At 58.5% G+C, this 19,895-nt stretch carries 17 protein-coding genes and 1 tRNA gene; 10 read left to right on the forward strand and 8 right to left on the reverse strand.

From position 1 onward, the window contains the following. Window positions 1–194 precede the first annotated feature (194 nt). The 7 genes from PPP56_RS07725 to PPP56_RS07755 all read left to right on the forward strand — a co-directional run bounded on the left by PPP56_RS07725 (window position 195) and on the right by PPP56_RS07755 (window position 8,273). Window positions 195–2,999 carry a phosphoenolpyruvate carboxylase gene (locus PPP56_RS07725; protein ID WP_353563465.1) on the forward strand — a complete coding sequence of 935 codons (2,805 nt, stop codon included), beginning with the start codon at window positions 195–197 and terminating at the stop codon, window positions 2,997–2,999. A gap of 425 nt (window positions 3,000–3,424) precedes the next feature. Next, window positions 3,425–3,691: a hypothetical protein gene (locus PPP56_RS07730; RefSeq protein WP_353563466.1), complete on the forward strand. Its 267-nt coding sequence runs from the start codon at window positions 3,425–3,427 to the stop codon at window positions 3,689–3,691. Window positions 3,692–4,020: 329 nt separating this feature from the next. After that, on the forward strand, window positions 4,021–4,341 hold the full coding sequence (locus PPP56_RS07735; protein WP_353563467.1) for a hypothetical protein: 321 nt from the start codon (window positions 4,021–4,023) through the stop codon (window positions 4,339–4,341). Between the two features lie 489 nt (window positions 4,342–4,830). Beyond that, window positions 4,831–5,337, forward strand: a complete 507-nt coding sequence (locus tag PPP56_RS07740; RefSeq protein WP_353563468.1) for a GNAT family N-acetyltransferase — start codon at window positions 4,831–4,833, stop codon at window positions 5,335–5,337. 149 nt (window positions 5,338–5,486) lie between these two features. After that, window positions 5,487–6,239 carry a YebC/PmpR family DNA-binding transcriptional regulator gene (locus PPP56_RS07745; RefSeq protein ID WP_353563469.1) on the forward strand — a complete coding sequence of 251 codons (753 nt, stop codon included), beginning with the start codon at window positions 5,487–5,489 and terminating at the stop codon, window positions 6,237–6,239. Window positions 6,240–6,298: 59 nt separating this feature from the next. Beyond that, window positions 6,299–6,841, forward strand: a complete 543-nt coding sequence (ruvC, locus tag PPP56_RS07750) for a crossover junction endodeoxyribonuclease RuvC (RefSeq protein WP_353563470.1) — start codon at window positions 6,299–6,301, stop codon at window positions 6,839–6,841. Between the two features lie 517 nt (window positions 6,842–7,358). Further along, window positions 7,359–8,273, forward strand: a complete 915-nt coding sequence (locus tag PPP56_RS07755) for an NmrA family NAD(P)-binding protein (RefSeq protein ID WP_353563471.1) — start codon at window positions 7,359–7,361, stop codon at window positions 8,271–8,273. Between the two features lie 85 nt (window positions 8,274–8,358). Here the strand turns inward: PPP56_RS07755 and PPP56_RS07760 are convergent, their stop codons facing one another. From PPP56_RS07760 to PPP56_RS07780, 5 genes are all read right to left on the reverse strand, one after another. Further along, a complete protein-coding gene (locus PPP56_RS07760; protein WP_353563472.1) occupies window positions 8,359–9,081 on the reverse strand; it encodes a universal stress protein in 723 nt (240 codons plus the stop codon). A gap of 39 nt (window positions 9,082–9,120) precedes the next feature. Next, window positions 9,121–10,452, reverse strand: coding sequence for an APC family permease (locus tag PPP56_RS07765; RefSeq protein WP_353563473.1), 1,332 nt, complete (start codon window positions 10,450–10,452; stop codon window positions 9,121–9,123). A gap of 207 nt (window positions 10,453–10,659) precedes the next feature. Continuing rightward, a complete protein-coding gene (locus PPP56_RS07770) occupies window positions 10,660–11,196 on the reverse strand; it encodes a DinB family protein (protein WP_353563474.1) in 537 nt (178 codons plus the stop codon). Between the two features lie 142 nt (window positions 11,197–11,338). After that, window positions 11,339–11,614, reverse strand: coding sequence for a hypothetical protein (locus tag PPP56_RS07775; RefSeq protein WP_353563475.1), 276 nt, complete (start codon window positions 11,612–11,614; stop codon window positions 11,339–11,341). A gap of 62 nt (window positions 11,615–11,676) precedes the next feature. After that, window positions 11,677–13,032, reverse strand: a complete 1,356-nt coding sequence (locus tag PPP56_RS07780) for a M24 family metallopeptidase (protein WP_353563476.1) — start codon at window positions 13,030–13,032, stop codon at window positions 11,677–11,679. Between the two features lie 322 nt (window positions 13,033–13,354). Here PPP56_RS07780 and PPP56_RS07785 point away from each other — a divergent pair, with 322 nt between their 5' ends. The 3 genes from PPP56_RS07785 (at window position 13,355) to PPP56_RS07795 (ending at window position 15,230) form a co-directional block, all read left to right on the forward strand. After that, on the forward strand, window positions 13,355–14,008 hold the full coding sequence (locus PPP56_RS07785; protein ID WP_353563477.1) for a YceI family protein: 654 nt from the start codon (window positions 13,355–13,357) through the stop codon (window positions 14,006–14,008). Between the two features lie 229 nt (window positions 14,009–14,237). Next, window positions 14,238–14,906, forward strand: a complete 669-nt coding sequence (locus tag PPP56_RS07790; protein ID WP_353563478.1) for a YceI family protein — start codon at window positions 14,238–14,240, stop codon at window positions 14,904–14,906. A 250-nt stretch (window positions 14,907–15,156) separates the two neighbouring features. After that, window positions 15,157–15,230: transfer RNA gene (locus PPP56_RS07795), tRNA-Ile, on the forward strand. Between the two features lie 400 nt (window positions 15,231–15,630). Here PPP56_RS07795 and PPP56_RS07800 read toward each other — a convergent pair. From PPP56_RS07800 to pgm, 3 genes are all read right to left on the reverse strand, one after another. Then, complete coding sequence (locus PPP56_RS07800) at window positions 15,631–15,891, reverse strand: DUF3006 domain-containing protein (protein ID WP_353563479.1); 261 nt, start codon at window positions 15,889–15,891, stop codon at window positions 15,631–15,633. A 32-nt stretch (window positions 15,892–15,923) separates the two neighbouring features. Beyond that, the gene (locus PPP56_RS07805) at window positions 15,924–17,360 is read right to left on the reverse strand and encodes an MBL fold metallo-hydrolase (protein WP_353563480.1); all 1,437 of its coding nucleotides are present in this window, start codon (window positions 17,358–17,360) and stop codon (window positions 15,924–15,926) included. A gap of 324 nt (window positions 17,361–17,684) precedes the next feature. Next, the gene (gene pgm, locus PPP56_RS07810) at window positions 17,685–19,343 is read right to left on the reverse strand and encodes a phosphoglucomutase (alpha-D-glucose-1,6-bisphosphate-dependent) (RefSeq protein ID WP_353563481.1); all 1,659 of its coding nucleotides are present in this window, start codon (window positions 19,341–19,343) and stop codon (window positions 17,685–17,687) included. Between the last annotated feature and the right edge of the window lie 552 nt (window positions 19,344–19,895).

Here is a 19,895-nt window from a genome sequence, read left to right on the forward strand (position 1 = left end):
ATAGTAAAGGGAAGAACGGACGTTCTGATCGCTACCCGCCTGTGCCTGCATCCGCCAGCCGATCATATAAAGGCAATCTATGTACTGCCTTGACAGTGCGCGCTGCTCGCGCTACCTTCATGCAAGGAAGAACAGTCAAAAAAACCACCCCGCCGGCTCCGCATCCTTTAGCGCCTACCTCTACACGACCCGTCATGTACTTTAGCACGACAGACGACAGCATCCAGCTTCCTAAAATACGGAAGGACTTTGCGTATCTCCAGGACTGTTTTGTAGAGATGCTCCATGCGTCGGGCGAGGATGAGATTGCCGCCCTCTTTGCTGGTGAAGGACCTCCGCAATCCCTCGACAACCCGGAGAAGCTCAGCAAGGCCTTTACGCTGAGCTTCCAGCTCATGACGATTGTAGAAGAGAATGCTGCCGTGCAACTCCGCCGCAAGCTGGAGGATGAGCACGGGCTAACCCGTATCTCAGGCCTCTGGGGACGCACGCTCAACGACCTGCAGTCCAGTGGGTTTACGGGCGAGGAGATTGCCGAGCGGCTCCCCGAAATGCGCGTCGAGCCTGTATTCACCGCCCATCCGACTGAATCAAAGCGCTCGACTGTGATCGACCAGCTGCGGGAGATCTACCTGCTGATGGTCAAGCGAGAGAATCAGATGTGGTCAGAAAAAGAAGCCGAGCAGATCAGGGAGGATATCCTGGCGGCGATGCAACGGCTCTGGCTGACCGGACAGGTGTTTCTGGAGAAGCCGTCGATTGGAGATGAGCTTCGCAACGTGCTCCACTACCTGGTCAACGTCTTTCCTCAGGTGCTGCCGATGCTTGACCAGCGTCTCCGCACCGCCTGGGAAGAGACCGGCTTCGACCCGGGGCTGATCGACAGCCGAGAGCAGCTCCCACAGGTACGGTTCGGCAACTGGGTGGGCAGCGACCGCGACGGACATCCCTTCGTGACAGACGAGGTCACCGAGGCGACGCTTCTTGAGCTCCGGAAACATGCGCTTCAACAGCTCAAGGCGGGCCTGAACGACCTGGCACAGAAGGTGAGCGTGTCGTCCCTTGAGGTCAACGTGCCTGAACGTTTCCGTGAGCGTATCGACCAGCTTGCCGAGCGCACAGCAGATTCGGCATCGGCCCTCAACAGAAATCCGAGTGAGCCCTGGCGGCAGTATCTCAACCTGATGCAGCAGCGGCTGCCCCTGAACGATAACGGAGAGCCGATTCGCGAGCCCAGTCCTACGCACCACTACCAATCGGCCGAGGCTGTGCTCGAGGACCTCGACCTGTTCACGCAGTCGCTCAGCGAGATCGACGCGGCGCTCATCAGCGAGCGTGATGTTGAGCCCGTGGCGCGCAACGTAGAAGCATTCGGGTTTCACCTGGCCGCGCTCGACATCCGGCAGAACAGCAGCTTTCATGATGCCGCAGTGGCGCAACTGCTCGTCGAGGCGGGGATCGAAGATGGAGCCCACTTTGCGGACTGGTCGGAAGAGCAGCGGCTTCGTTTTCTCAACGAGGAGCTCCAGACGACGCGTCCGTTCGTGCGTCCCACGCAGGACGTTGGCGAAGAGGCCGATGCGGTGCTGTCCTGCTACCGGGTGCTCTACCGGCATATCGAGCGATACGGGAGCGCGGGCCTCGGCTCACTGATCGTAAGCATGACCCGGAGCCTCTCTGACCTGCTCGTCGTCTATCTGCTCTGCCGCGAAGCCGGGCTGCTCAAGAAGCACAATGGTGAGATGGTCTGTGTGCTTCCAGTGGTGCCTCTGCTGGAGACGATCGACGACCTGGAACGAGGCCCTGAGATTCTGGACGCGTTTCTGAGCCATCCCATCACCAAGCGAAGCCTCAAATACCAGAAGGAGGAGCACGACGGTCGCCGGTCGCAACAGATCATGGTGGGATACAGCGACAGTAACAAAGATGGAGGCATTCTGGCCAGCTTGTGGAGCCTGAATAAGGCGCAGCGCACCCTAAACGATGTCGCGGAAAAACACGACATCCCCCTGCAGTTCTTTCACGGGCGCGGGGGCACCATCAGCCGGGGCGCGGGTCCTACGCATCGATTCATCGCAGGCCTGCCGCCCGAGAGCATGCATGGCAACATGCGGCTGACCGAGCAGGGCGAGGTAATCGCAAATAAGTACGCCAACCCCGTTACAGCGCTCTACAATCTGGAGCTCCTGCAGGCCGGCACCACCGGACTCACCCTCGGTGTGTTCGATAAAACCAATGTTGTGGCTGAGTCTTCGGACAACACGCTCGCGCCCAACTTAACAACCAGCCGTGACGACCTCGCACAGATTGTCGACCGGCTGTACGCGTACAGCCTGAAAAGCTACCAGGACCTCGTGAAATCGGACGATTTTGTGCGCTTCTTTGCACAAGCCACGCCCATAGACATCATTGAGAAGAGCCGCATCGGGTCGCGTCCGGCGCGGCGTACCGGCCAGCGCACCTTCGACGACCTTAGGGCCATCCCATGGGTGTTTAGCTGGAGCCAGAGCCGCTACCTTCTGACCGGCTGGTACGGCGTAGGCAGTGCGCTCAAGACGCTGCAGAACGAGCGTCCGGCAGACTTCGAGACGCTCAGCGAGAATGCGATCAACTACATGCCGTTTCGCTACGTGATCACCAACGCGTCGTCGGCCCTCGCCCTTGTCGACACAGACATCATGGAGCAGTGGGCCCATTTGGTTGATGATCAGGAGATCGCGGATTACTACCTGAGCGAGATTGTGGATGAGTACCATACCACCCGGCAGATGCTGGAGGCGCTATATGGCCACGACCTTAGAGAGCGCCGACCGCGCGTGTACGAAATGATCGATCTACGATCGAAGCGCCTGGCGCCCCTGCATCAGCTACAGATCGATCAGGTTAAAACCTGGCGGGCGCTGAAGGAGCAGGGCAAGACCGACGAAGCCAAAGCGATGCTGCCAGACATGCTGCTCGTTCTGAACGCGATAAGCAGCGGACTCGGGAGCACAGGATAGTCAGAACACCACCAAGTTTCTCTATCAAGATAAGCAAGAATGGGATTCTCCGACTGCTGTAAAAAAGCTTTGGCCTGTGATTGTGCTTCTCCATTCCTGAGCCATTGCCGTTTTCTGAAAGTCTGACTCAACCAAGACCCGTTTACAGATCGCAAAATGATGTGCTTGTACCTACGGGCTTCAGGCGGTACCTTATATGCGCATGTGCAGATGGTATGCACAAGAAAGTAGGTTATGTGCACATGCTTCCAGGCCCCTACTAATCGAATCTCCACGTCATGACTGATAACAAATCTGCGGAAGAGACGACTATCGTTGCTGTCTATTCATCACGTTGAGACGCTGGAGTAGCACGGGCGCGTCTTGAGGGCGAAAACATCCGTGCGTTTATTACTGCTGATGATGCCGGCGGAGCTCATCCCGAGTTGCAACTTGCAAACGGGGTTAAACTGGTGGTGCTAAGCGGCAGCGCCCAGAGCGCCCACAAGGTTCTGGAAGATGCAGACATGCTCCCTGAACCGAACACCGACCGTGCGAGAGCTGAGCGTGAAGAAAACAGAGAGGAGCAGTCCAAGAATCTTGTGTTTTCCACGGACGGGCTGTGGGGCGCAACCTCGTGGGGATATATTCTGCTGTTCGCTCTTTTGGTTGCCGCGATCGTTATCGGACTTGCGTTCTCCACGCTTATGTAGGGTCTCACCCTTATAGCTTGGTATGTTGGTTTTTTGCAGGCGAGAGCGAGCGGCAATGCGGCGAAAATTGGACTACGCATTCAACGTAGCGTTTAACGCGGTCACACTGTAGCTTATCAACTGCTGTGTTTGTAGGTTAAGGCTATTCACGCCTGTGCCTTGTCGTCTTGTCAAAATGGAGCCAATACCGAAATACCCGTATTGGACTGTTCTTTTATTGACAGCGCTCCTCATCAACGAAAATGTGGTGCAGTGGGCACTGGCTGTGCATGTGGGGGGACACTCGATTGGATCCGGCTTTTCAGATGCGTTCGCGCATTTTAATCTGATTGGATATCTCTTTTTTTACGGCGTTTCGGCTCGTGCCCTACGTCCTGCTCGGCCTTCTTCTCATGTTTCTTGAGCGAACCAGATTCAGCGACTATAGTGCGCCGGTATTCGTGGGAGGGCTCATCGGTATTCTGGCGATGATTCTGGTGGTGGCGTGGGGAGCACAAGCACCGTACTACAACGATGAACGGGGGTCTTCAACGACGGCGCTCGCCTTCCTCTTCGTGCCGGCGTATGCTGTGCCTGCAGGGGTCATCGAGGCCGCACTCGCGGCTGTTTTGTATAGTCCGTTTCGGGCGCGGGTACATGAGGCCCCGTAGCATTCAGTGTCCATTCCGTGCGACATCGCTTTACATCACACGTTTTGTGTAAACAGTTCAGTATATCATGACTTCGTTGCTTGGCAACAGGCTACTTGGCGTGTGCGCGTTTATTCCGCTACTGAGTGTGATCGGAGGAGTGGTTTTTCTTTACCAACATCCCGCTTTTCTGAATGCGCTAACATCCGCAGGCGATATTTCACCTCAACTGTATGCTGGGCCCGATTGGGGACTTTTCGTTGGTGGAGTCGGGCTAATTTTTAGCGTAGGACTGTACATTTATTATATCGTACGGGTGATTCAGACGACAGAGCACACTTTAACAAGCAAGATAGCGTGGATTTTGATGCTTAGCATCGCTGCTCCTATAGTCATTCCCATAGCATGGTGGAAAATAGATCGGAGGCCGTAGGCATAATCTTTTGGCTTCCGATCAGCAGCGTTTGCGCTCGCCCTAAGTAGAACTGCAAACAGGATTTAAGAGAGACCATGCTCAACATCCGTACCGTAACACCACGCGACTATGATGCGGTGTGGACGATCTTTCATGAGGTGGTAACTGCTGGCACCACCTATGCGTACCCCTCCGACATCCAGCGCGATGAGGCGCTGCATCGGTGGGTGGAAACGCCAGAGGCGTGCTACGTTGCCGAAAAAAGCGGACGAGTGTTGGGGACGTACTACATCAAGCCAAACCAGCCGGGCCGGGGAGCACACGTTTGCAATGCAGGCTATATGGTGGCATCGGAAGCACGTGGACAAGGGATTGGCCATGCTCTGTGCACCCACTCGCTAAGCGAGGCCCGTCGGATGGGCTATCACGCGATGCAGTACAACCTTGTCGTCGAAACCAATCGGGGTGCGATCAGACTACGGAGAAAGATGGGATTCAATATCATTGGTACGCTCCCTAACGCGTTTAACCATGCCGAAAAGGGGCTTGTTGATGCCCACGTAATGTATAAACTCTTGGAGGAGAAGCGCCCCCATTCGTAAGGCACGGTGTAAGACGTATCAGTACAGATGTTGTGAGGCGGCTGATCATGCACGAGTTGGGCTGTTCCGTCAGGCCAACGAATCCCCTTCGTATCCCTTTCGTACCAGCCCTACTGCACCAGCACTCTGCAAACAGACCCCATACGGCAATGGCTGGACACAATAAATGGTCGAAGATTAAGCGACAAAAAGCCAAAGAGGACAAAAAGAAGTCGAAGATCTGGGCGCGGCTCTCGCGTGAGATCTCGGTGGCCGCCCGTGAGGGCGGGGGCGACCCCGAAATGAACGCGACCCTGGCCAATGCGATTGAGCGGGCCGAGGCTGAAAACATGGCCAAGGATACGATTGAACGCGCTATCAAGCGGGGTACGGGCGAGCTTGAGGGACAAGACTACGAGCCGGCCAGCTATGAGGGCTACGCGCCCCACGGCGTAGCGGTCTTCATCGAGGCAATGACCGACAACACCAACCGTACGGTAGCCGACCTGAGACATCTTTTCAGCACGCACCAGGGCAATTTAGGAAAAGAGGGATCCGTGGGGTATCTCTTCGAGCAAAAAGGAGAGATCCAGGTGCCTACCGAAGCGATCGATGAGTTGGCACTCTTTGAAGTGGTAGTCGAGGCCGGTGCAGAAGATCTGCGCACCGAAGGCGATATGTACGTGGTAACGACCCCGGTCGACACGTTCACCAATGTCGAGGACGCCCTCGAATCGGCCGACATTCCTGTCGACGATGCCGACCTGGTACGCATCCCCGCAACGACCGTCTCGCTCGATGAGACAGAGGCCGAGCAGGTGCGCACCCTTGTTGAAAAGGTCGAAGACCACGACGACGTGGATGCGGTGTACACCACGCTCGCCGACGATGGCGAAGCCCTCTCGCTGCATTCCGAAGACTAATCGCTGCTTGTAGCCTTGCACAGCTACACGTTGCTCTCCCATCCAGCACATACACCCGCATGATCATCCTTGGCATCGACCCCGGATCTAACTGCACCGGCTATGGCATTATCGAAGTGAACGGGTCTGCCGAGCATGCGCGGGCACAAGGGGTCATTCGGTTGAGCAGTGACACAGCTCACGTCGACCGGCTCAAGCAGATCTACGACGGCGTGGCAGAGCTGATTGATGCCCATACGCCCGAGGTGCTTGCTATTGAGATGCCCGTGTACGGAAAAAATCCGCAGTCGATGCTGAAGCTGGGTCGTGCCCAAGCTGCCGCCATGATGGCCGGGTTAAACCACGACCTGGATGTGGTGCAGTACACGCCCAAAGAGGTGAAGAAGTCGGTGACGGGCAACGGCAACGCCTCAAAACAGCAGGTGCGCTACATGATCCATGCGATTCTGGAGATGAACGGTGCCGCCGCCGATATTTCGCTCGACGCCTCCGACGCGCTTGCGATTGCGCTCTGCCACACGAACCGCCGCTCGCACGGGGCCACCGAACAGTACAGCGGTTGGGGCAGCTTTGTAGATGCCAACCCCGATCGCGTGCAGTAGCAGCATTTGTATAACGGAGTAGACAGCGTCTGAAAACACCCCGCAGGCTGCACACGGTCGAAGAAGCACGCCCCTGCAGACAAGATCCGGGGGTAGTGGATAGACGCTAAATGATAAAGCGATTGAATGCAGCAGCTCTTTCTTCTTCGCACCCCCTCTTCCTTATTCCGCTTCGCTTTATCAGTCGCCCTCCGGGCTCGTGTCGGGTTTCTCCCCCTTCGCCAAGGGGGAGATGTCCACAGGATCACGCCTTTGGCGAAGCTCGGCAGACAGAGGGGGTTTGAGCAGATTGCGATGATGTAAACCACAGGCAATCATTTAACATTGAACCGCTACCGATCCAGGATCCGCATCTCCTCTGGGGTACTCTGGTAAAAGAGCATATCATCACCCGCACAGGTATGACATATAGCGCCACTGGCGCATATACATCGCGGTTCGGGGGCGCATGACAGGACGCAAAAACATCGGTATATAAAAACGATGTTTAGTTTTTCGTCTATGTACCCGAATCCCTATGGCTACCGTGCAGTCTCCTATTCTCGTGACCACGCCGACGGGCAACATCGGGCGGCGTGTTACCCAGCGGCTGCTCGATGCCGGAGAGCCCACGCGGCTCTTCGTGCGCGACCGCAACCGCCTCTCCATCATTGCGGCCACACATGCCGAGGTGGTAGAAGGTGATCTGCAGCGCACGGACGATCTGCGTACGGCGCTCGATGGCGTGCGCGCTGTCTTTTTCCTGGCACCGCCCAACCTGTCCGCCGAAAGCTTCGGCGCGTGGTATACGCACCTCGGCAATGCATTTGTCGATGCCCTGCCCGCTGGTGAAGCACCGCGCATTGTTTTCCTATCGAGCGCGGGCGCCCAGCGCGATGACCTCGGACCCATCTCTGCGCTGGGCGCTGTCGAGAACATGCTGTACAAAAAGGCCAGGCATGTTGTGGCGCTACGTCCCGGCTACTTCATGGAGAACTTCCTGGTCAACCTGGCGACGATCGCATCCGAGCAGACGATGTACAACGCGCTTCCTCCCGACCTGCCCAACCCGATGGTAGCCACCCGCGACATCGCCGACGTAGCCGTTCGGTGGCTGCGTTCGGGCGACTGGGCCGGGCACGACTGTGTGGGAGTGCACGGGCCGTCCGATTGCACCATGCGCGAAGCCGCCGCCGTGTTCAGCGACGCGCTGGATCGCCCGGTGCACTACCAGCAAGTATCGCCCGAAGCCGTCGCCGAAACCCTCGTATCCATGGGCGCGAGCCCGGGCATCGCAGCCGACTACGCAAGCATGACAGGCGGACTGGCGCACTACGGAACGGCATACAAGGCCGAACCCCGTACCAAATCAACCACCACGCCCACCACGCTCAAGACGTTTGCGCGCGACGTGCTGCGTCCGGCTTTTGAAGCGCAAGGGCTGCACGCATAGCGAGAGCAACACATCGAGTCGGGTAGCGCTGCTGGCTCGACGTACCGGTACAGGGGGATGCAGACGCCACGCATCCCCCTGAATATTACGCTTTTGAGTGAGTGCGCACCATGATGACGGGTATATTGGCATTACGTGCGATGCGTTCAGGCACCGTGCCGAACAAGATGTCGCGCGCAGCAGGCTCCGACTCGCCCATCACGACCAGATCGTGGTCGTGGGCTGCGTCAAGGATGGCCGCAGCCGGGTCGTTGGCATCCACAAGGCGCTTCTCGATGACCGACGAATCCATCCCAATCGTTGTGAGCGATTCGGCAACCGGCGTGAGTACATCGGCATCGGTCTCGCCTTCCTCGCGCACATGTAACAGCGTAAACGAAGCCGTGTCGGTCTGCACCAGATGATTGACGAATGTAGCGATACGGTCGGCATGCCGCGCGTCGCGCAGCGGCACGAGAACCTTCTCGACGCGGTCATGGGCATACGGGATGAGCACCGCATCCGAATCCACCTCAGCGCTAATTCGCTCCATCGTATCGAGCGGATTGCCCGTAAAGACCAGCCGCGTTTCGACGGCGGCTCCGGCCTCGCGCAGAACACCGGCCAGCACGTCGAGGCGCTCGTTCATCTCACGGCCAAACTGATCATTCGCCTGGGCGGCAGACGTCTGCTCGGGCACCTCGAACCACCCGACGAGCACCACGTGGAGCGATCCCAGAAGGGCGATAAGCTCATCAGAGAGCGCTGCCGCTTCAGGAAGCGATACATCGATGAGAATGGTCTGAGGCGTAAAGTCGGATTCCGGCATGGCAGAGCGCACAGAATGAGTAGACAGCGAGCAGGGCAGTCAGGCGCGTTCGTCTTTGAGCGATACGTCATATGCATAGACCCGGTACCAGATCGCAGCTGCCGCAAGGAGTCCGGCACCGAGCCCGATCGAGAGCGGCTGCATGAACGCCACGAGTCCGAAGCTGGCTATCGCGCCGAGTGCCGGCAGCCACGGACTCGCCGGGCAGGTAAAGTCGGGCTCGTACCAGTTGGGGTCGTGATGGCGCAGGAGGAGCAGCGCCACGCACATCAGCCCGTACATAAACAGGTGCAAGAGCGAGGCCACCTCAGCCAGCACCTCCACGCGCCCAAAAAGAATGAGCGCAGCGATGGGTCCGCCCGCGAGCAGCAGCGCCACATGGGGGGTACGATAGCGCTTATTGATGTTAGCGGTGGCATCGGGCACGAGCGCATCGCGGCTCAGCGCGTAGACCGACCGCGACGAGCTTAAGATTGACGCATTGGCACTGGAGAGCGTTGCGAGCAGTCCGCCAATGAGAATAGCGACGGCACCGATGGGCCCAGCAATATCGCGCGACACAGCCACAATGGCGGTCTCCCCCAGTTCAGCCAGCGCCTCGCTGGAGAAGACGCTTGTACTGATGAAGATGGTGAGCACGTAAAGCAGTCCGACCAAGACGACGCTTCCAACCATAGCGAGAGGCAGGTTACGCGCCGGATTTTTGATCTCGCCGGCGACGGTGGCGATCTGTGCGAAGCCCAGATACGAGGTGAAAACCAGCGCAGCCGTGGTGAAGACGGGGAGCGTTCCGTAGGGGGCAAACGTTTCTGGTACCTGCTCACCCCCCAGCACCCCGAGAGCATCCAGCAGTCCATGCCCCAGAAAGCCCGCGAGTAGAGCCAGAAGCACTCCTACGATAATGTTCTGCAGGTCGCCTGTATTCTTCGTTCCCGTGATGCTGATGCCTGTGAGCACGAGAGCGGTGACAAACGCGATCGTGGTTACGGGAATGTCGACACCGAGGTCGAGTGCCGCCACGATATCCACCAGGTAGTGGCCAAAGCCCATCAGGTAGAAGGCCGAGGCAAAGACCAGGCCCATCCACTGTCCTACGCCAACCATGGTACCGAGGAGCGTGCCCATGCTGCGCGACACAAAGTAATAGCCGCCCCCGCTTTCAGGCATTGCTGTGGCGAGCTCAGAGGTCGGTAGCGCCACGAGCAGCGCGATGCCTGCGCCGATGGCAAACGACAATGTAGCCGCCGGACCCGCCTGTCCGGCAGCGAGCCCCGGAAAGACAAAGATGCCTGCACCCACCATCGTACCAATACCGATGGCAAGCGCCTGCGGCAAGCCCAGTGTCCGTTCCAGTTCGCCTTGCTGTGACATAGGGGATGGAGGCTGCGCAAAGACAACGTAAAGAGTGCATACGCTCAACGAGTCACGCAAGTAAAAGTATAGCTTCTGCCCTGCCAATGCGTTTCATAGTAAAGCTCCTGTCTGCGTACTTGTAGGTATTGGCGGGCAATGGTTGCGTGTCTTGTACTTCGGCTTGTGTCGGCATCTCATCAATCCCCAAACAGCTTTTGGAGCGGCTCATTCTGGCGCCGACCAGTCCGCTTCCTTCAGATCGGAAGGGGGCCAGATGCCAAGTAAGCGGCGCACCGTAACCACCTGTCCGAGGTGGTAGGCATTATGGTCTGCAATGCTCCCGATTTCCTCGACGTACGTGGTGCCGTGGTAGCCCACCTTGCTGGCGTGGGGAATTGCGCCTGCAATGTCGATAGACGGGTCGTTCACAAGCGCCTTTGCGTCCTGCAGGTCTGCTTGAAACTGGTTGAGGCTTCGAGTCCAGGCCGCGTCACTGGGCGGCCTGAGCGTGTCGGGCCAGTAGTCGTCTGGCCACGTAGAAAAGGTATAGTCAGGGTCTGTGCAGTACCGCAGGTAGTCGGCCTGTGAACGGCGCATGTGCTCCAGGATCTGCCAGAGCGAATACGCTTCGGGCAGTCCATCTGGCAATACGCCCCAGGCGGAGGCGGGAATCTCCCGGAGGATCTCCGTGTGCGATCGGCGCGCTACAGTGGCGTCGAGTTGGGTGGTGAGGAGGGCACGAAGGGCGTCGGATGCAGCCATAGAAGTTGGTGCGACGAGGATAAGATAGCGTGAGGTAGGTGCCCGGTCGAATCCGAACGAAGGCCGACGGGATCCAGCCGCAGCGCCAGGACCGTTGAGGTCTGGCACTTCTGGAGAACGGTATCCCATTGAAAACAGGCTGCTACTGCGCAGCGTCGTCGACATCCTCTACCTGTACGATGTGGTCCAGGCGCACCACGTCGCCGGTGTCGAGGCGGATGTACTCGGCGCTGTCGTCGCTGTAGATGTCCTCAATACGCCCGGTGACTGCACGGGTCGTGCTGGGTGTTTCGATGGTGAAGCGTGTGCAGGTACCACGCATCATGCGCAGCCCCAGCTCGTCGTACGTAGCGCACGCAATGGGCTCGTAGCCGCGCGAATTGCTGCTTGAACCATCGTTTGGCCTGCCGCTTGACATAGTGGTTGGTGTCTTGTCTGAGAGAGCAGAAGCCCCCGATCTGTGGGCTGTTGGCGTAAAGGCTATGGCTGACGCGGAATGAGGTACAGTTCCGTCTGGCGCCCGTCGTGGTAGGTGACGCGGTCGCCGTCGAAGAAGGCGTTTTCCTCTACCCGCATCAGGATCTCCTGGTCATCCCACTCCGGAATCGTCACAGCAGCGTTCAGCTCAATAGAGTGCGAGGTGTTTGGGTAGAGCGGGTAGTCGCCCCATCCCGGAACGCCTTCCTGCTGATCCCACAGCCCAATCGCAGGACCGGCACCGTGCCCGTGGTAGCCCAGCGGATGGGTGTAGATTGTGGCATCGATACCTTCATCATCAGCTGCCTGCAGCGCGGCAGCCAGAATCTCATTGCCTGTACGTCCGGGCTCGAACGCATCGGTAAGCAGATCCTGAACGCGGTTGGCTACGTGCAGTCCGTCGCGCAAGCCCTCGGGCGCTTCGGTCTCGCCAGGGCGCAGCACGTAGGCGTTTCGCTGCGTATCCGTGTTGAGGCGCAGGTAGGTGATGCCAAGGTCCATATGGATGAGATCGCCGGGCTGAATTACCGTGTCGCTCACAGGCCCCGAAAAGTCGCCGTCGTCGCTGTGGGCGGCGGCACGCTGCACCGACACACTCGGATGAAACCAGGCCGTTAGGTTCAGGTCGCGAATGCGTTCGCGGTACCACCATTGCACGTCAGCTGTTGTCGTAATACCCGGCTGGATCACCGCCTCTGAGAGTCCTTCCTCAATGATCGTATGAGCAAGGCGGTTGATCTGACGGTAGACCGTCATCTCGTTGGCAGTGCGCGTTTCGAGCCAGCCGATAGCGAGCCCCTCCCCCGACACGATCCGCTCGCGATAGGTGTCGGAGAGCGCCCGCTCAAACTGGTTCATCTCGCTCGCCGTCATGCCGTCGGCGAGGGCAAACGTTTCGGAGGTGTTCACCGCGATCGTAGCCGGATCGCGCTCGGCAATGGCATCAGCGAGGCGCGCCCACTGGTCGGGCTGCGCATCCGGGTCCCACGCGGCTGGAAAAAGGTCGCCCGCCGCGTAGCGACTGATGGCGAGCCGTTCGATTCCCTCGCCGGGCCCCTGGTCGTGAAAGAGCAACACGGTGCGGCGGCGGGCCGACTGCCAGGTGCCAGGGAGCATCGTGCGAAGCACCGGGTCCTCGTTGTACTCCCGCCCGATGATTACCCAGAGCTCCACGTTTTCGCGGCGCATCAGGTCGGGCAGCACCGTCTCGAAACGCTCTTCGAGCCAGCGGTCGATGACCTCAGCGCGCTCGCGCATGGGCACGATGGTCGGCGTGGCCCGCTCTTGGGCAGAAGCGGGTAAAAGTGAGACGCCGGCGATGAGTAAGACAACGAAGAACGAGACAGATCGAACGGGCATAGCAGCATCGGGGTGAGACAAGAACGAGGTGGACGTCAGGCGTTCTGCAACGGTCACTAATTGTCAATAACTATCTAATCTGGATAATACCACTCTGGATGATACGGGATGCGAGGCATTTCTGCCAGTCCGAAGAATCCATGCAGCGGAGGAGGCGCATGATCCCACAGAAGAAAAAGAGATGGCCCGACCCGAGATAACACGTCAACGCATGCTATAATCTTGCAAAACAATGTTGCAACACCTAAAATAAGGGCACCCTTTAAGAAGTAAGTGGTTATGAGATGCAGACCGTTATCCTGTTCATCAATCTGTTATATCCATGAATAAAAAGCACGCTTTCCCCGCACTTCTCCTTGTTGCTGCGCTTGTATGGGCCGGATTTTCGTGGGCGCCCGCCGACGATCCTGAGCCGGAGCCAGCGGTGACGGAAGCCACAGCTGAAGCCGTAACCTGGAACCTTGATCCGTTCCATTCTGAGGTCACGTTCTTCGTCCGCTATCTCGGACTGAGTCGCGTGACGGGTGTCTTCCATGACTTCGATGTTGAGTTGACAGCTGATCCCGATGACCTGAACTCGCTTGAGACGACAGCTACGGTGCAGGTTGGCAGCATCGACACCCGGGTGGAAGACCGCGACGATCACCTGCGCTCCCCTGACTTCTTCGATGCAGAGAGCTTCCCGGAAATGACGTTTGTAAGCAGCGAGGTGCGCAACATTGACGGGTCTTCGTTCACGCTCGTGGGGGACCTCACAATCAAAGACGTAACGCGTGAAGTTGAGTTCGATGCTGAACTCCTTGGCACCGCGGTGGGGATGCAGGGCAACGAGCGGGCCGCCTTCACCGCTACGACGGTCATCGACCGGATGGACTACGGCGTAAGCTGGAACGAACTGACGGACGCCGGCGGCATCATTGTCGGTCACGACGTGACCATCACGCTTGATCTTCAGATGCTGAAAGCCGAAGAGTAAGCTGCATCAGTGCAAGACAACGTAATGCGTTATACGATAGAGGGTGTAACGCACGCCCCGTTCGAGCCACATACTGGCCGAGCGGGGCGTTTTTAGTGGGCTACGTACCAGCATAGCCGCTTCCCTAACGGGGCCATGCGCTGTATGACACACTATATATGCGTGTCGCAACACGGGGTGGACGCTCTCGGTCTCGGATTGTTTTTCCTAACTGCTCTTGTACTGCATTATGACGTTGAACCGCACTGCTTCTGCTTTCGCACTAACCGCCGCCCTCCTGATCTGGGCCGGCTTCTCGTTTGGGTCGATTGCTCCTGATTCACCGGTCGACCGTGGCAACGATCCGGTCCCGGCTCCATCGCTCACCGAAGTCCTATCATGGAATGTGGATAAAGCGCACTCCGAAGTCACCTTTTCGGTACGTCATCTGGGTATTAGCCGGGTAACCGGTGCCTTTCACGACTTTGATGCGACCGTTGAAGTTGACCCAGAGAACCTGCATACGCTGCAGACGGCAGCCACGGTGCAGATTGCGAGCATCGACACGCGCAATGAAGACCGCGACGACCATCTGCGGTCGGACGACTTCTTCGATGCAGTCAGCTACCCGACGATGTCGTTTGAGAGCACCGGTATCTCAAACGTAGACGGCTCGACCTTCACGCTTGAAGGCGACCTGACGATTAAAGATGTGACGAAGTCTGTAGCGTTCGATGCAGCGTTTGTCGGCGCAGCGCAGGGTCCGATGGGCAACGAGCGGGCGGCGTTCACTGCAACGACGATCATCGACCGTACTGAGTACGGACTCATGTGGAATCGTCTCACCGAGGCCGGGGGCGTGGTTGTCGGGCACGACGTAACGATCAATCTCGATATCCAGACGGTGAAGAGCGAGTAGCCGTCTCGGATGCGCTGTACACGGTGCCGTACACGGCATTGTGTGCTGCGTAACAGGGTGATCGCAAGGGCAGATGCCGTCTTCTCTTTGGGGGAGGCGGCATCTGGTATGTAGAAAGTAAGGCTGACGCAGGGGCATCTGCCTGACGCAACGGGCTCTCCACAAATGTTCAAAGCGACTACCGGAACCCAACTCGCCCGAAATCGGTGGCTATAGACACCAGTCCTCAAATCGAGTACACAAACGCAAAGGGCCCGTAGCTCAGGTGGTTAGAGCAGTCGACTCATAATCGATCGGTCGCAGGTTCAAGTCCTGCCGGGCCCACTATAACCCTTCCCAAAGCTCTGTGCTCCAAGGGCTTGCAACGTCATCGATCAAACGTAGTGTTCTGCCACAAGTCAAAGTTTGGGTTGCACTGCCCCCTTTAAATGGTGTCATCTTGAGCGTAGCCTGACACGAGCGGAGCGACTGATGAGCGTAGCGAATAAAGACCTCCCCCGACCTGGGCAGGGCCGCTAGATCGCCTGGAGCCTGCTGAACATCGCGGAGATGGTTCGGCTGTGGCCTCCTCCGCTGGTCTTCGCTCATCATGAAAGGTGTTTTGAAGGTGATGAGACGTAGAGCGTGACAGGGTCTCCTACCCTAACATTCAGGTGTGACGCAGCAGTAGGTGCAATAACCTACTTTTCCTTATCCTGAGCCTCTGCGCATATCAAGCGTCTTGTTAAGAGCGTCTGCGCAAGTGCTCCAGTTTGCGGCGGACCCGGGTGCGGCGAGCGGTTTCTCTGGCGGTGTCGATGACGAACTGAACGCGTGTTTCGTCTGCTCCAGCGGTGCGGATAATACGAAGCACAGTGCCCTCGGTGGCTGCATCGGGCAGCCACCTCACCGGTACAGGCCACGTATCGTTCGGCCCGTACTCCAGGACGGCCCATCCGTTATCTTCCACCCGGTCAATCGTAACAACGTCGGGCAACGAGGGCATAGTGCTTATAAATTAACGCATAGAACGAGACACTACTCTTCAACCACGCAAGCAAGGCCCTGCTCCTTGATGTCGTCGAGGCGATTTTCACTGATGCCGTTGACTTGTGTGAGCTCATCGAGCGACCCGAACGGACGCAGGTCAACGATCTGTTCGGCGCGACTGGCTCCGATGTGCACGATCTCTTGCAGTTCCTCTAACGAGGCGCTGTTCAAGTCAATGCATTCGCCGTCGTTCGGATCATCCTCAGGGTCGTCAGGATCCTCGTTTGGGTCGTCTTCCTCGTCAAGGGTGCTGCTGGTGGTGATAGTGTATCCGCTGCCATCGGTGGTGAATTGGATGGTGCCGTGGGTGTCGCTGCCATACACATCGGCAGTGCTTTGCACGTTGGCCAGGGCCTCGGCGTGGGGGTGGCCGTACTGGTTGGTGGAGCTGGCCTGGTAGACAGCGACTTCGGGGTTGACGGCGCTGACAAAGGGACTGCCGGTGCTGGTACGGCTGCCGTGGTGGCCCATCTTCAGCACCTGTGCATCCAGCGGTACGCCTGCGGCAATCAGTTCGTCTTCTACGTCGATTTCTGCATCGCCGGTGAGCATGAATGCCACATCGCCGTACGAGGCGCGCACCACAATATTTTTATCGTGCAGAGAGCCGGTATAATCGGCGGCACTTGCAGTAGGGTGCAACACCTCCAGATTGAGTCCACCCAGCGTTTTGATGTGGCCGCGCGTGGGCTCCACGTACTCGGCACTGCTGCTTAAGGCTGCATCGATAAAGCCCTCGAAGGTCTGTGTGGTGTGCGTCTGGCCGTTATACCAGATCTTCTGAACGGATTTGTTATTGAGGATGCGTTCGAAGCCGCCGATATGGTCGGCATGGGCGTGGCTCGCAATAATCAGATCCAGTTCGCTGATGCCGTTGCTCTGTAGATACTCATAGACCGTGCGGCTGCTGCGTCCGGCATCGAAGAGCACGGCCCCGCTTCCCGTATCCAGCAGGACCGCTGCACCCTGCCCTACATCAATGAACGTCACGTTCATCTCCTGTAAGATGCGCTGAAGCGCTACGTTATGCTCCAGCTCAGCCCGTAGTTCGCGGGTTTCTTCATCAGACTCGTAGTCTGATGCGTTAACACGCAACAGGATGTTGGAGACGTCTGCATGGGTCTCGAACGTGGCTGTGTACGCGCCATCGGAATCGGTGGTGACATCGAACACGACGATGTCATTTATTTCGCCGGTTACGGTGGCGCCTTCGACTGAAGAGCCGGCTGCAGAATCAGCCGATACGGTGCCTCGAATGGTGACTTCGACAGCGTCTTCAGGGGGATCGGGATCGTCGGCAGGGCCAGTGGGGCTGTCGTCGCAGGCGGTCAGTCCAACGAGTCCAACAGTGAGCAGAAACAATAGAACAACGGGAAGACGCCACGCACGAATGGCGCGCGCCTCCAAGAGCGCGAAAGATCGCATAGTAGGCAAGACCGGGGTGGTGGGTAAGATAGGCAGCTATATAATATGGCCATATCTACACATATGCCAGCACCGTGCTATTATGCGTCTGTTATTTGGTAGCAACTTGGCAGAAAATGATTCGGCTACATAGTATTGGAACGAAGACAGTTCCAGAATGGGCTGTACGCACCGGTACGCCCTGTACACGAAAAGGCCTCCTGTATGGAGACCTTTTCGCATAGGACGATGGCCTGTCCTGTACGGCAGAGGCTGTGAGCGGAGCGCGGCGGTTCGTATCCCCCTGTCTCTGCCGGAGTGGCTGAGGCAAGGCGCGTAGAGTGCTTATGCAGTGGCGTCGGCGCTGTCGAAGGCGCGGTTGACGAGCGCCTGGGCGTCGGCGTGGATCTGGTCGAGGTGGGGACGGCCGTTGAAGCTTTCGCCGTAGATCTTGTAGATGGCCTCGGTACCCGACGGACGCGCTACAAACCATCCGTTCTCGGTTTCAACTTTGAGTCCGCCAATGGGGGCGTCGTTACCGGGAGCCTGGGTGCGGATGGCCTGGATAGGCTCGCCGGCAAGCTCGTCTTGCTTGACGAGGTCGGGCGTCAGGTTTTTGAGTACGGCCTTCTGCTCGGGGGTGGCGGGCGCGTCGATCCGTTCGTAGACCGGGTCGCCAAATTGTTCGGTGAGCTTCTCGTAGCGCTGGCTTGGGTCCTGGCCCGTGCGTGCCGTGATCTCCGCGGCCATGAGGCTGGCAATGATGCCGTCTTTGTCGGTGCTCCATACGGTGCCGTCTTTGCGGAGGAACGAGGCGCCGGCGCTCTCCTCGCCCACAAATCCACAGGTGCCGTCGTAGAGCACGTCCACGAACCACTTGAACCCGACCGGTACCTCCGTAATCGGGCGGCTGTAGTGGGCGGCAATGCGGTCGAGCAGGCGGGTGGTTACGACGGTTTTGCCAATGCCCACGTCGCTGGCCCACTGGGTGCGGCTGTTGAGCAGCGCGTCGACCATAACGCTGAGGTAGGCGTTCGGCGGCATGAGCCCGCCGCTACCGGTCACAATGCCGTGGCGGTCGTGGTCGGTGTCGCACGCAAAGGCGACGTCATACTGGTCTTTGAGGTTGATGAGCGACTGCATAGCGTGTGGCGAGGACGGATCCATGCGTATCTTGCCGTCCCAGTCGAGCGTCATGAACGAAAAGGTAGGGTCGATGTCGGTACGCAGCACCTCCAGTGGCAGGTCGTAGGTGTCGGCGATCGCCTGCCAGTAGTGTACCCCGGCTCCGCCCAGCGGGTCAACGGCAAGCGAGAGGCCCGACTCGCGGATGAGCGCCATGTCGAGCACTGCGCCCAGGTCGTCGACGTAGCGGCCCATGAAGTCGTACGTGTAGGTGGTGTCGGCGCGCAGGGCCTGTTCGTAGCCGATGCGCTGCACGCCGGCAAGCTCGGCATCGAGAAGGTTGTTCGCCCGCGTCTCAATCCAGCTGGTGGCGTTGGGTGTGGCAGGGCCGCCGGTCGGACCGTTGTACTTGATGCCGCCGTCGACAGGCGGGTTGTGCGAGGGGGTAATGATCACGCCATCGGCGAGCCCCTCGGTGCGTCCGTCGTTGTAGGTGAGGATGGCGTGCGACACAGCAGGGGTGGGTGTTACGCCATCGTCGGCGGCCATGCGCACGGCCACGTTGTTGCCGGCGAACACCTCCAGGCAGGTCGCCTGGGCGGGTGCCGAGAGCGCGTGGGTATCCATACCCAGAAAGAGGGGACCGTCGATGCCCGCCTGGTTGCGGTAGTCGCATACGGCCTGGGCGATTGCCAGAATGTGGTGCTCGTTGAAGGTGTGGTTCAGCGCGGTGCCCCGGTGCCCCGACGTGCCAAACGACACGCGCTGTGCGGGCACCGACGGGTCGGGCTCGTTGGCCTGGTAGGCCTGTAGCAGGGTAGGAATATCGGTTAAGACGGATTCGGGAGCGGGCTGTCCGGCAAGTTCATGCGTGCTCATAGGGCGTAGGTCAGATCGGTGAACAAAGATTCGATAGGATACGCAGCGGCAGCGCAACACCGCACCGGTGCGCGTACAGTAAAACAAGTATAGCGCACATATGCCACTCTACGATGCTACTTTGATACGGGATGCAGCTTCCTCATAGAAGCGCCGTATGAGAAGCGCCGCGTTGGCCGCAGGCCTTCTCCGGGCGATGACCAGGTGTACATGTGTTCTGGCCCACGTACTTAACGCGGTGTGCAAGTTTTCCATTATCCTTATGGACGCGCATCCCCCTTTGTCGCTACGCGACATTTCCCCCTTCGCGAAGGGGGAAGCCCCGAACAGCATACGAGAAGGGGAGAGGTCAGGACGGCATATTCGGCCCAAGGCCATCAGCAACGGAAAAAAGGGTCGCGGGAAGATGTTAAGTGATTGACATATGGTTTACATCATCGCAACCTGCTCAAACCCCCTCTGTCTGCCGACATCTCCCCCTTGGCCAAGGGGGAGAAACCCGACACGAGCCCGTAGGGCGACTGATGGAGCGAAGCGGAATAAGGGAGAGGG

It is taken from the genome of Longimonas sp. (genome assembly GCF_040409695.1).
GTDB lineage: Bacteria > Bacteroidota > Rhodothermia > Rhodothermales > Salinibacteraceae > Longimonas.

Excerpts from the sequence above, each read along its gene's own strand:
- PPP56_RS07740 (WP_353563468.1), top strand. The coding sequence starts at position 4,831 with ATGCTCAACATCCGTACCGTAACACCACGCGACTATGATGCGGTGTGG.
- PPP56_RS07790 (WP_353563478.1), top strand. The coding sequence starts at position 14,238 with ATGACGTTGAACCGCACTGCTTCTGCTTTCGCACTAACCGCCGCCCTC.
- PPP56_RS07725 (WP_353563465.1), top strand. The coding sequence starts at position 195 with ATGTACTTTAGCACGACAGACGACAGCATCCAGCTTCCTAAAATACGG.
- PPP56_RS07800 (WP_353563479.1), bottom strand. The coding sequence starts at position 15,891 with ATGCCCTCGTTGCCCGACGTTGTTACGATTGACCGGGTGGAAGATAAC.
- PPP56_RS07765 (WP_353563473.1), bottom strand. The coding sequence starts at position 10,452 with ATGTCACAGCAAGGCGAACTGGAACGGACACTGGGCTTGCCGCAGGCG.
- PPP56_RS07760 (WP_353563472.1), bottom strand. The coding sequence starts at position 9,081 with ATGCCGGAATCCGACTTTACGCCTCAGACCATTCTCATCGATGTATCG.
- PPP56_RS07770 (WP_353563474.1), bottom strand. The coding sequence starts at position 11,196 with ATGGCTGCATCCGACGCCCTTCGTGCCCTCCTCACCACCCAACTCGAC.
- PPP56_RS07780 (WP_353563476.1), bottom strand. The coding sequence starts at position 13,032 with ATGCCCGTTCGATCTGTCTCGTTCTTCGTTGTCTTACTCATCGCCGGC.
- ruvC (WP_353563470.1), top strand. The coding sequence starts at position 6,299 with ATGATCATCCTTGGCATCGACCCCGGATCTAACTGCACCGGCTATGGC.
- PPP56_RS07775 (WP_353563475.1), bottom strand. The coding sequence starts at position 11,614 with ATGTCAAGCGGCAGGCCAAACGATGGTTCAAGCAGCAATTCGCGCGGC.
- PPP56_RS07755 (WP_353563471.1), top strand. The coding sequence starts at position 7,359 with ATGGCTACCGTGCAGTCTCCTATTCTCGTGACCACGCCGACGGGCAAC.
- pgm (WP_353563481.1), bottom strand. The coding sequence starts at position 19,343 with ATGAGCACGCATGAACTTGCCGGACAGCCCGCTCCCGAATCCGTCTTA.
- PPP56_RS07785 (WP_353563477.1), top strand. The coding sequence starts at position 13,355 with ATGAATAAAAAGCACGCTTTCCCCGCACTTCTCCTTGTTGCTGCGCTT.
- PPP56_RS07745 (WP_353563469.1), top strand. The coding sequence starts at position 5,487 with ATGGCTGGACACAATAAATGGTCGAAGATTAAGCGACAAAAAGCCAAA.
- PPP56_RS07805 (WP_353563480.1), bottom strand. The coding sequence starts at position 17,360 with ATGCGATCTTTCGCGCTCTTGGAGGCGCGCGCCATTCGTGCGTGGCGT.